Below are 11,450 nucleotides of genomic sequence, written 5' to 3' on the forward strand. Positions count from 1 at the left end.
GTCAGGACCCGAAGGTCGTCAGGACGCGGAGGTCGTCGACGCGGAGGCTCTCCTCGGCAGCCACACCAGCATCAGCACCGCCCCCGCCAGCAGCACCACAGCCGACGTACGGAACACCAACGCGTACCCCTCCGTCAGCGCCCCCGGCGTCCCCTCCGCCCCACTCGCCGCCGAACGCGCCGCGGCGATCGTCGACATGACCGCGAGCCCCAGCGAACCGCCCATCGTGCGCGAGGTGTTGACCAGCCCCGACACCAGCCCGGCCTCACCCGGCCGCGCCCCGGACATGGCCAGCGCCGCGAGAGGCGTCGCCGCCAGACCCGCGCCCAGCATCATCAGGATCCCGGGCATCATGATCGAGGTCAGGTACGCGCCCTCCACGCTCAGCGTGGACTGCCAGCCGAAGCCGACGGCCGCGACGACCGTGCCCAGCACCGCCACGTTGCGCGCGCCGACCGCCGGCATCAGCCGCGGGGCGAGCTTGGAGCCGACGAGCACGGCCAGCGAACTCGGCACCAGCGCCAGGCCGGCCTCCAGCGGGGTGTAGCCGAGCACGTTCTGCAGGTACAGCGTCATGAAGAACCACATGCAGAACATCGCCGCGCCCGACAGGAACTTCCCCGCGTTCGCCGAGGCCACCACCCGCAGCCGGAACAGCCCGAGCGGCATCAGCGGTTCCGCCGTACGCGACTCCACGACGAGGAAGGCACCGATGAGGGCAAGACCGGCGAGCAGGGGTACGACCGTGGCGGCCGCCGTCCAGCCCGAGGCCTCCGTCTGCGAGATGCCGTACGCCAGCGTGGCCAGCCCGGCCGTCACCAGCACCGCACCCGGCAGGTCCAGCCGCCGCTTGTCCCCGTTCCGGCTCTCCGCGAGCCAGCACACCGCACCGGCCAGCACCACCGCCCCCACGGGCACGTTGATCAGCAGCACCCACCGCCACGACAGCGCGTCCACCAGCACCCCGCCGACGAGTCCGCCCGCCGCACCACCGCCCGCGCCGACCGCGGTCCACGTCCCGATCGCCCGCGCCCGCGCCGCCCCTTCCGGTACCGCCGCCGTCAGGATGGTCAGCGTCGAGGGCGCCAGCACCGCCGCGCCCAGCCCCTGCACGGCCCGCGCGACCAGCAACTGCCACTCCTGCTGGGCGAGCCCGCCGCCCAGCGAGGCCAGGGTGAACAGGCCGAGCCCGACGAGGAACATCCGCTTGCGGCCGTACAGATCCCCGGCCCGCCCGCCCAGCAGCATGAACCCCGCGAAGGCGATCGTGTACGCGTTCACCACCCACTGCAGCCCCTGCGCGCTCAGCCCCAGACCGGCCCGCATCGACGGCAGCGCCACGTTCACGACGGACACGTCGAGCACGACGAGGAACTGCCCGGAGCAGGCGAGGGTCAGCACGAGCCAGGTGGGCGGCGCTGTGCGGCGGCGGGCGCGGGTGGCATCGGCGGCTTCGAGCATGGATGTCATGCTCTCAACGACCGACGCTCCTGGCATCGGGAATTCGGTCTAGGACCGTTCCCTGAAGTCCTAGGGGAGTCCTAGGCCCGTCCCTCAAAGCCTTAGGCGCGTTCCCCAAAGTCTCAGGCGCGTTCCCCCAAGAGAAGGTCAAAAAATCGTTAGCTGGCCGAAGCATCGGAATAGTTGCCCAGGCACACCGGGTTGATCCCCCACATGACACGAACGACGAACGACCAGCCCACCGGCAGAGCGGCCACCGGCGCCTCCGGCGCCCTCGTCCCGGTCCTCGCCTTCGCGGGCATCGTTGTCGCGGTGATGCAGACCCTGCTCGTCCCGGTCATCAAGGACCTCCCGCAACTGCTGGACACCGCGCCCAGCAACGCCACCTGGGTCCTGACCTCGACGCTGCTCTCGGGCGCCGTCGCCACCCCGATCATGGGCCGCCTCGGAGACCTCTACGGCAAGCGGCGCATGCTGATAGCCAGCCTCGCCGTGATGGTGGCCGGCGCGCTGGTCAGCGCGCTCACCAGCACCCTCCTCCCCATGATCGTCGGCCGTACCCTCCAGGGCTTCGCGATGGGCGCGATCCCCCTCGGCATCGGCCTGATGCGCGACATGCTGCCCCGCGAGCGCCTCGGCTCGGCGATGGCCCTGATGAGCTCCTCGATCGGCGTCGGCGGCGGACTCGCGCTGCCCGCCGCGGCCCTGGTCGCCCAGCACGCCGACTGGCACGCCCTCTTCTACGGCGCCGCCGGCCTCGGCGCCCTCGCCATCGCCCTCACCCTCCTCGTCGTACCGGAGTCCAAGGTCCGCGCGGAAGGCTCCTTCGACCTGCTCGGCGCGCTCGGCCTCTCCGCCGGCCTCGTCCTCTTCCTCCTCCCCATCACCAAGGGCAGCGACTGGGGCTGGACCTCCGGCACCACCCTCGGCATGTTCGCGGCCTCCGCGGCCGTCCTCCTCCTCTGGGGCGTCTACGAGCTGCGCACCCAGGCCCCCCTCGTCGACCTGCGCACCACGGCCCGCCCGGCCGTCCTCTTCACGAACCTCGCGTCGATCATGGTCGGGGTCTCGTTCTACGTCGTCTCGCTCGTCCTCCCCCAGCTCCTCCAGCTCCCGAAGGCGACCGGCTACGGCCTCGGCCAGTCGATGGTCGTCGCGGGCCTGCTCGTGGCCCCGCTGGGCCTGACGATGATGTTCACGGCGCCCGTCTACGCCCGCCTCTCGGCGAAGTACGGCCCGAAGACCACCCTCATCCTCGGCATGCTGATCATCGCGATCGGCTACGGCGCAGGCCTCGGCCTGATGAGCGCCCCCTGGCAGAGCCTCGTCATCGCGGTCGTCCTGGGCGCCGGCATCGGCCTCGCCTACTCCTCCCTCCCCGCACTGATCGTCGGCGCGGTCCCGGCCTCGGAGACGGGCGCGGCCAACGGCCTCAACACGCTGATGCGTTCCATTGGTACGTCCGTGTCGAGCGCCGTCGTCGGCATGGTGCTGGCCAACACCGCGAACACGGTCAACGGCGTCGAGATCCCGACGATGCACGGCTTCCGCGTCTCCTTCCTGATCGCTACCGCCGCGGTCGCCGTGGGCCTCCTCCTGGCCCTCTTCCTCCCGAAGCAGCGCCCGGCCGCCGCCCACCCCCAGCTGCGCGCCAGCAGCGAGGAGGACGCCAACCTGGAGCGCGCCGAGGAGGCTCTGCGGGGCTTCCGCGGCCGCGTCCTGGACGCCGAGGGCACACCGGTCGCCCGCGCGAAGGTGACGCTCATCGACCGCCGGGGCCGCCAGGCGGGCGCGACCCTCTCCGCCGAGGACGGCACGTACGCCCTCCCGGTCCCCACCCAGGGCGCCTACGTCCTGGCCGCCCGGGCCGACGGCCACGCCCCGCTCGCCTCGTCGGCGACGCACGCGGGCGACGACAGCGCGGTGGACGTGGATCTGCCGCTGCCCGGGGAGACGGTCAAGGCCTGAACCTCACACCGCACACCGCACACCGCACACCCCCCGTCGTTCCGTGCGAGGGGGGGTGTGATGCACGATGGGCGCCCACACGCTCGTACGACCGAAAGGGACCCCATGGCCCCGGCCCCCAAGCCCGAGATCCTGGCCGCGTTCGAGGCGGCGAAGGGCTTCATGCCCGTGGGCGAGGGGCTCGCGCTCCACGCGGCGGCCGTCGAGGCCGGTCGGCTCGGCCTGCCGCTCCTGGAGGTCGGCACGTACTGCGGCCGCTCCACGATCCTCCTGGCCGACGCGGCCCGCGAGGCCGGGGTGACGGTTCTCACGGTCGACCACCACCGCGGCAGCGAGGAGCAGCAGCCCGGCTGGGAGTACCACGACCCGGAGACGGTCGACCCCGAGATCGGCCTCATGGACACGCTGCCGACGTTCCGCCGCACGCTGCACAAGGCGGGCCTGGAGGAGCACGTCGTCGCCCTCGTCGGCCGCTCCCCGCAGGTGGCGAAGATCTGGGGCACCCCCCTCGGCCTCGTCTTCATCGACGGCGGCCACACCGACGAGCACGCGAACGCCGACTACGAGGGCTGGGCCCCGCATGTCGCCGAGGGCGGACTCCTCGTCATCCACGACGTGTTCCCGGACCCGAAGGACGAGTTCACCGGGCAGGCGCCGTACCGCGTCTATCTGCGGGCGCTGGAGTCCGGCGCGTTCACGGAGGTGTCGGTGACGGAGTCACTACGGGTGCTGCGGCGCACGGGGACAGGGGCCTGATCCCACGGTCGGCGGTGCTCGACCGTGCCTTCCCCATGGAGCGCCCGGTCGGCCCGTAAGGTGGCAGGCGTGTCGTACGTAGGCCCGGACTTCGATCCTCCCCAGCCCCGCCGCCCTCGCCGCCGCGCCCTGACCGTCGCGGCCGCCGCCCTCGTGCCGGGGGCGCTGCTCGGGTGGGTGATGTACGAGGCGATGGGTGACTCCGGCAGCGCGGGCGGGTCGGGCAACGCGGCCGTACGGCCGTCGCAGACGCCGCCGACGATCTCCGCGACGAACGACGACAAGCCACCGGGCCCGACCCCCACCGACGACGCCACCGCCGACTCCACGTCCGCGCCCGCCGCCTCCGGCCCCCTCAAGGGCAAGGTCGTCGTCATCGACCCGGGCCACAACCCCCACAACTTCCAGCACACGGCCGAGATCAACCGCAAGGTGAACATCGGAACGAACTGGAAGGAGTGCGACACCACGGGCACGTCCACCAACGACGGCTACACCGAGGCGAAGTTCACCCTCGACGTCGCCCACCGGCTGCGCACACTGCTCCAGAAGCAGGGCGCCACGGTGAAGTTCACGCAGGACGGCGACCGGTCGTGGGGTCCGTGCGTGGACGAACGGGCGCGGATCGGCAACAAGGCGCACGCCGACGCCGTCGTCTCCATCCACGCGGACGGCGCCGGCACCGGCCAACGCGGCTTCCACGTCATCCTCCCGGGCAAGGTGTCCGAGGGCGCCGCGAACACCGGCCCGATCGTCACCCCCTCCCGCGACCTCGGCGAGCGCATCGCCGGCTCCTTCGTCCGCGTCACGGGCAGCGCGCCCTCCAACTACGTCGGCGACGGCACCGGTCTCGTCACGCGTAAGGATCTCGGCGGTCTCAATCTGTCAACGGTTCCCAAGGTGTTCATCGAGTGCGGCAACATGCGCGATAGCAAGGACGCGGCACTGCTCACCGACGGAACGTGGCGACAGAAGGCGGCGCGAGGGATCTCTGAGGGAATCGTGAGTTTCCTGCGCGGGTAGTGATCAGCGGGCTGATCCCGGCGGACACCCTCGCCGGTCGGAAGATAAGGTCGTCCCTACGATGAGGGGCCACCCCCGCGCTTCACACCGGGGCCTGAGGGCGACATGGTGACAGCGACGCCTCCAGCGATGCCGATGACGAGACGACTGACGAAGGACCTGAAGTGAATATCCGCTCCCTCACTCGAGGCGACGGCGTGGTGATCGGAGCAGCGGTATTGCTGTTGATCGCGTCGTTCCTCGATCTGTACTCGATCGACGGGGCTTCTGACAGCGCCGACCTCCCGAATCTCTGGGGAAGCGGTCCGGTCCTGATGAGTGTCGTCCTGGCCGGGATCATCGGCGGCGCACTCGTCGTCGTGTCCCGGGGCCTGCCGCAGGTACCCAAGGTCGCCGGCCTGGACCTCGGGCAGTTCGGTGCCGCCTTCACGGTCTTCGCGGCGTGGAGCACGCTGGGCAACACCTTCGACGTGATGGGCGGAGCCGACAACGGCGGCACGGATATCGGTGTCAGCCCCGGCATCGGCCTGATCCTCGCCCTCATCGCAACCCTGCTCATGGCCGCAGCCGCCATCGCCACCCCCCTCGTCCCCGCCCTCCAGGCCGCCCTCATCCCGGCCCCCCGCCCCGCCGCCCCTCAGCCCTACGGCGGTCAGCCGCAGGGTGGTTACGGCTACCCGGGCGCGCAGCAGCCGCAGCCGCCGTACGGTGGGCAGCCGCAGCCGGGGCAGCCCTTCGGTGGGCAGCAGCCGGGGCAGCCGCAGCCGCAGGCGCCCGCCGGGGACTTCTCGCCGTTCTGGTTCGCCGTGCCCGTGCCGCGCCCCCTGTTCGCGGAGGACGGCTCGCCCACGCCGATCGCCGAACTCGCGCCGGGTACCTGGTACCTGGCCGTCGAGCAGCGTGGCCCGGCCCTCGTCGCCCAGACGCAGGACGGCCGCCGTGGTGTGCTCCAGGACACCTCGGGCATCCAGCGCGGCTGAGTCTCGAAGCCGTACGAACAGCGACACCGCAGCCGTACGACGGCCCCTCACCACTTCCCGGTGAGGGGCCGTTGTCGTACAGTCGCCCTCCGGTCGACGCATCTGACAGGCCGTCAGAAGGAGGCAGGTATGCGGCTCGGGCTCGCTCTCGGCTACTGGGGTCGCGGCCCCTCCGCGGACCACGTTCCCCTCGCCCAGGAGGGCGAGCGGCTCGGCTACGACTCGGTGTGGACCGCCGAGTCCTGGGGTTCCGACGCGTTCACGCCGCTCACCTGGATCGCCGCACGGACCTCAAAGATCAAGCTCGGCACGGCCGTTGCCCAGATGGCCGCCCGCTCTCCCACCACCACGGCCATGCACGCCCTCACCCTCGACCACCTCTCCGGCGGGCGCATGATGCTCGGGCTCGGGTTGTCGGGGCCGCAGGTGGTGGAGGGGTGGTACGGGCGGCCGTTCCCGAAGTCGCCGCTGACCGCGACGAGGGAGTACGTCGATGTCGTACGGCAAGTCCTGCGGCGCGAGGCGCCCGTGGAGCTCGACGGACGCTTCCACTCCCACCCGTACCGCGGCCCGGACGCCACCGGCATCGGCAAGGCCCTGAAGGCGATCACCCATCCCCTCCGTCCGGACCTTCCCGTGCTCCTCGGCGCCGAGGGACCGAAGAACGTCGCCCAGACCGCGCGCATCGCCGACGGGTGGCTGCCGTTGTACTGGTCGCCGTCCCGGCCGGAGGTGTACGGGGCCGCTGTCCGCGAGCTCCCCCAGGACTTCCTCGTCGCCCCCATGGCCCGCGCCCGGGTCTGTGACGACGTCTCCGAAGGCCTTCTCCCCGTCAAGGCCATGCTCGGCTTCTACATCGGCGGCATGGGCCACGCGGCCCGCAACTTCCACGCCGATCTCATGGCCCGTATGGGATACGAGGAGGACGCGCGGCGGATTCAGGAGCTGTTCCTCAGCGGCCGCAGGCAGGAGGCCGTTCTCGCGGTTCCCGACGCCTTCGCCGACGAGATCTCGCTGGTCGGGCCGCGTGAACGCATCGCCGAGCGGCTGGAGTTGTGGCGGAAGGGGCCGGTGACCGATCTGCTGGTCCTCGCGCCCGATCCGCACACCCTGCGCGTGCTGGCCGAGCTCAACTCATAGCCGGGTGGCGGGCGTTCACTGGAAGACCGAGATCGGGTCCAGCGTGAGTTCGCCGGTCGTGCCGTTCCAGGTGCGCACCCTGCCCAGACATGTCGCCGGGAACTCCTCCTCCGCCGAGAAGCTGTCGACCCGGAACTCCTCCTCGCGGACCCAGGCCCCCTCGCAGGTGATCTTCACCTGCGGGTGTGGCTCGCCGGTGCCGTAGCGGGCGTGCAGGACGACGTCCTCGCCGTCCCTGCGGACCGTGAAGAGGCCGGAGACCGAGACGTAGGTGCCTCGGACCGCGGTCAGGGGTGTGCCGCCGGCCTCGGTGCCGCGCAGTTGATCGGCGAGGGCCGCGGTGAGGAAGAGCTGCTCGGTCGCGAGGTCGGCGTCCACCACCATGTCCCGCTCCCGCAGCCGGTCCATGATCAGGCGGATCGTCTTCATGGGCGTGTTGGGCTCCCAGTACTCCCGGCGCGTCTGCGTGCTCGTGTCGCGCTCGGCCCGGCCGCCGACGGTGACTCTGCCGAACAGCCCGAAGCCGGTGGAGACGCTGGTCTCGTGGGAGACGTTCACGTCTGCCTTCGGTATGCCGAGGATGTCCGCGACGGCTTCGACCCGCGTCTCATGGAGGTATATGCACAGGCCGGAGAACATGCGCCCGTCCCGCAGTCGCCGTCTGCGCCGGGCGGCCACCCAGCGCGCCGCCCCGTACTGCGCCACCACGGCGAAACAGGCCGCCGTCAGGAGCCAGACGGCCATCCACGGCCACCGCATGCTCCACCACTGACTGTCAATGACACCCACGGATCTCCTTGAAAGCGTCGGAGAGGGAGGAACGGTTGGCGTCGACCATGCGGCCGCCCGTCGCGGCGGCCGCCTTGTCCAGCGCGGCCGCGTCGGCCTCCCCGAAGTGGACGGGGAAGGTGGGCACGTCGCGCACGCCCGCACCGAGTCGGTCGTACCGGCGCAGGAACTCCTTGTAGGAGATGCCCGCGTTGCTCTCGCCGTCCGTCATCAGCACGATGGACACGGGCCGCTCGGGCGCCTCGCGCACGGCCGCCGCGGCGATGCGGTAGCCGCGGTCGAGGGCCGACCAGACGGCGGTGGAGTCGTCGAAGGAGTCGGCGGCCACGGTCTGGGCGAGGGCGCGCAGGTCTCCGTCGCCGCGTACGGTCACCGTGCGCTCCTGGAGCACCCGCCCGCCGAACCGTACGACGGTGAGGTGTTCGCCCCGGTAGAAGCGGGCGAACTTGCCGGTGGACGTGGGGTCGGCGCCGCTGAGCCCGGCGAAGGCGGCGCGCAGGTCGGCGATGCGCTGACCGCGCATGGAGCCGGAGAAGTCGAGCAGGAACACCACCTGGTCGGTGGTGGCGCTCGCGGGGTCCCCGTAGTCGGCGACCAGTCGCTCCACGATGGAGAGCCGGTCGGGGAAGGACAGGGCGTTGCCGACGGACTCGCGCAGGGGCTCGGCCGGTGTGACGTCCTGGTTGACGGGTCGGCGCCAGGTGCGCCGCATCAGCTTCTCCTGCACGTCGGCCCGCAGCAGCCAGTCGACGACCTTGCGGTAGGCGGTGCGCTCCCCGGGGTCGAGGAGGAGCAGTGGGAAGTCGGACAGCACCATGCCGTCCTCGGGGTGGATGATCTCCAGTGGCTCGCGCAGCTTCTTCGTGGCGTTGAGGGAGAGCAGCTCGGACTCGTGGGCGATCAGCGCGTTGGCCTCGTTCTGATGGCCGGTGTACGACGCGATGAGCTCGCGGGAGCTGGCGCCGGTGAGCGTCTGGCCGGAGCGGAAGCCGCGCAACCGGTCGCAGGAGACGTCCTGTTCGCGCAGTGCGCTGCCGGTTCCGGCGGCCGCCGTGGCGACGCCGACCAGGGCAGCGCGCCCGGTGTCGCTGTTGCGCGGGTCGGCCATCCCGAACCGTACGGTGCCGTCGGCGGCCGCGTCCGCGATGTCCGCCCACGACAGACGTCCGCCGGGCGTCCCGGCCCGCAGCCTGTCCGCGGTCTTTGGGGTGAGGCCGACCACCACGGGTGAGCGCATGATCGCGGTCGACTCGGGCCGGGCCGTCTGTTCGCCCTGGTCCTGGAGCCGCAGCAGGAACGAGCGGTCGGACGCGGGCCAGGCCAGGTCGTACGACGACCTCCGGGCACCGGACAGGTCGGCCGTCGCCCGGTAGTCCATGTCCAGCCGGACGCCGGTGTCGTCCTCGAGCTCGCCCAGCAGCGGTTCCAGGTCGGCGAGTTCGGGGCTGGCGAGGACCCGCAACGTCACGTCCTCGTCGCCCCGCGTGCAGGAGGTGAGGGCGGTGAGCAGGGTCAGGGTCAGACAGGCGGCGAGAGCGCGCGCGTATCCCTTCATGGGATGTCCCGCACGGGCGGCGGGCAGGAGCCCACGGAGTTGATGATCTCCTGCAGGACGTCCAGGTCGGGTTCGTACACCTTGGTCTCGTCGCGGTTCGGCGTCGGCACCTGGATGCCGTGCTCGCCCAGATAGTCGTTGAGCTGGTCGCTGGTGCCGTCCTCGCCGGAGAAGCGGACGCGGAAGCCCAGCTCGATGGCGCGCTGGCGCAGTGCGGGGTCCTCCTCGATGACCCGGACCAGCCGGTCCCCCTTGTCGCTCAGGGAGATGAGCTGCGGCTCGGTGAGGGCGTAGGGGGTGGGGTAGAGCAGGACGCGGTCGGTGTCCTGCTTGCCGTACTTCCGCTCGTACTCGATCTGGTGGGCCAGGTACTGGTGCTCGTAGATCAGGGAGATGGGCGCGATGCTCTCGCCGAGGTCGGAGAGGTAGCTGTCGGCCTGCTCGTCGGCCCACATGCCCTGGAGGTCGATGAGGGGTTTGATCTTCCGGGAGACGTCCGCGGCCTCCTGCATCGCCTTGGCCTCGTCGGCCTCGCCCGCGCCGGGTGTGCTGTCGTTGTTCGCCACGAAGGCGAGGATGCTCAGGTAGGTGCCGGCGGAGTTGGACTCGCAGACGCTGGAGGTGCGGACCAGGACGCGGCCGCTGTTGCTGCGCCCGCCGGCCTCGTCGAAGCCGATGCCGTTCCAGGTGTCGGCGCGTTCGGCGACGTCGTCCCCGTCCTGGTCGCCGACTTCGTCCTGGTCGTTCTTGCCCGTCCTCCCGTCGAGCAGGCCCATGAACTCGCGCATGTCGAGGTCGTAGTACAGCGTCCTGCCGCCGTCCGTCGTGGGCTGCGGGGTGGCCACGCCCGCCTTCTGAAGGGTCTCGGCGTAGGCCCGGAACGTGCCGAGCACGAGCGGTGTGACGAAGGGGCGGACCGAACGCACCGAGCGGTCCTGCCGGTTGAGGATCAGCTTGGCCGCGGGCTGGCCGGACGGAAAGACCACGTCCATGCCGTTGAGGGACTGCGTGGCGATACCGCGGGAGCCGAGCCGGTGGATGTCGACCCGCAGCCCGTGCTTGAGCAGCAGCCGCTGGACCTCGGGGTCTTTGAAGTAGTCGGACTTGGAGGCCATCCTGGCCTCGATCGTGGTGATGCGGTCGAACGGGCGCAGGGCGTTGCCCGTGACCAGCAGGGCGATCAGCCCGGCCAGGGCGAGCGGCAGGGCGACCTTGACGCGGATCGGTAAGCGCGCCCGGGGGCGGCCTCTGTCACGGGTGCGCAGTCGTGGTTCCTGTGCGCCGCGCGGTCTGTCGGCTTCGGATGTGGCGTGCGGTCTGTCTGCTTCGGACACCGGCTCTCCTGCCCTCTCCGGGGGGAGGATCGTCGGTGATCATGTTTACGGGCGAACGACCTTGCGGGGAACGCCAGTTGAACGTAGGAAACTGTTCGGGCAGCGGTCACCGGGTTTGAGTCACGCCTTCAGGGCTACCCGGAGGGCATGTCCCTTCGATATCGCAATGGCGCCAATCAGGCCGGCACGGTCATAGCGATCGTCGCCGACGTCATGGCCCTCATTCTGGGCCTGTGGATCCTGATGTACCTACTGGACGCCAACCGAGCCAACGATTTCGTCCAGTTCGTCCATGACGCGGCCCGCTGGCTGGCGGGCTGGTCGCACGACCTGTTCACGTTCGACGCCGAGTGGGCGCGGGTGGTGGCGGGTTACGGGCTGGCCGCGGTGGTCTACTTGTTCGTCGGCCACGCCATAGCCAATCGAGCCCACCGTCACTGAAGC

At 71.0% G+C, this 11,450-nt stretch carries 10 protein-coding genes; 6 read left to right on the forward strand and 4 right to left on the reverse strand.

What is annotated here, in order from left to right:
* Positions 1 to 18: 18 nt before the first annotated feature.
* Positions 19 to 1,470: an MFS transporter gene (locus tag ABD932_RS09465; RefSeq protein ID WP_345010620.1), complete on the reverse strand. Its 1,452-nt coding sequence runs from the start codon at positions 1,468 to 1,470 to the stop codon at positions 19 to 21.
* Between the two features lie 204 nt (positions 1,471 to 1,674).
* Between ABD932_RS09465 and ABD932_RS09470 the strand changes: the two genes are divergently transcribed.
* The 5 genes from ABD932_RS09470 (at position 1,675) to ABD932_RS09490 (ending at position 7,328) form a co-directional block, all read left to right on the forward strand.
* Complete coding sequence (locus tag ABD932_RS09470; RefSeq protein WP_345010622.1) at positions 1,675 to 3,429, forward strand: MFS transporter; 1,755 nt, start codon at positions 1,675 to 1,677, stop codon at positions 3,427 to 3,429.
* A gap of 105 nt (positions 3,430 to 3,534) precedes the next feature.
* Positions 3,535 to 4,185 carry a class I SAM-dependent methyltransferase gene (locus ABD932_RS09475; RefSeq protein WP_345010623.1) on the forward strand — a complete coding sequence of 217 codons (651 nt, stop codon included), beginning with the start codon at positions 3,535 to 3,537 and terminating at the stop codon, positions 4,183 to 4,185.
* Between the two features lie 69 nt (positions 4,186 to 4,254).
* Positions 4,255 to 5,208, forward strand: a complete 954-nt coding sequence (locus tag ABD932_RS09480; protein WP_345010625.1) for an N-acetylmuramoyl-L-alanine amidase — start codon at positions 4,255 to 4,257, stop codon at positions 5,206 to 5,208.
* A gap of 164 nt (positions 5,209 to 5,372) precedes the next feature.
* Positions 5,373 to 6,188, forward strand: a complete 816-nt coding sequence (locus tag ABD932_RS09485) for a DUF5336 domain-containing protein (RefSeq protein ID WP_345010627.1) — start codon at positions 5,373 to 5,375, stop codon at positions 6,186 to 6,188.
* Positions 6,189 to 6,317: 129 nt separating this feature from the next.
* Positions 6,318 to 7,328 carry an LLM class F420-dependent oxidoreductase gene (locus ABD932_RS09490; RefSeq protein WP_345010629.1) on the forward strand — a complete coding sequence of 337 codons (1,011 nt, stop codon included), beginning with the start codon at positions 6,318 to 6,320 and terminating at the stop codon, positions 7,326 to 7,328.
* 15 nt (positions 7,329 to 7,343) lie between these two features.
* On the opposite strand, the gene ABD932_RS09495 is transcribed toward ABD932_RS09490, so the two are convergent.
* The 3 genes from ABD932_RS09495 to ABD932_RS09505 are packed head-to-tail and all read right to left on the reverse strand — an operon-like array spanning position 7,344 to position 11,006.
* Complete coding sequence (locus ABD932_RS09495) at positions 7,344 to 8,117, reverse strand: hypothetical protein (protein ID WP_345010631.1); 774 nt, start codon at positions 8,115 to 8,117, stop codon at positions 7,344 to 7,346.
* Positions 8,104 to 9,672, reverse strand: a complete 1,569-nt coding sequence (locus tag ABD932_RS09500; RefSeq protein ID WP_345010632.1) for a vWA domain-containing protein — start codon at positions 9,670 to 9,672, stop codon at positions 8,104 to 8,106. The genes ABD932_RS09495 and ABD932_RS09500 overlap by 14 nt, the downstream gene beginning before the upstream one ends.
* Positions 9,669 to 11,006, reverse strand: coding sequence for a hypothetical protein (locus ABD932_RS09505; RefSeq protein WP_345010634.1), 1,338 nt, complete (start codon positions 11,004 to 11,006; stop codon positions 9,669 to 9,671). Before ABD932_RS09505 ends, ABD932_RS09500 begins: the two co-directional genes overlap by 4 nt.
* A 147-nt stretch (positions 11,007 to 11,153) precedes the next feature.
* Here ABD932_RS09505 and ABD932_RS09510 point away from each other — a divergent pair, with 147 nt between their 5' ends.
* Positions 11,154 to 11,447, forward strand: a complete 294-nt coding sequence (locus ABD932_RS09510) for a hypothetical protein (RefSeq protein ID WP_345010638.1) — start codon at positions 11,154 to 11,156, stop codon at positions 11,445 to 11,447.
* Positions 11,448 to 11,450: the final 3 nt, after the last annotated feature.

The organism is Streptomyces shaanxiensis (assembly GCF_039537145.1).
GTDB lineage: Bacteria > Actinomycetota > Actinomycetes > Streptomycetales > Streptomycetaceae > Streptomyces > Streptomyces shaanxiensis.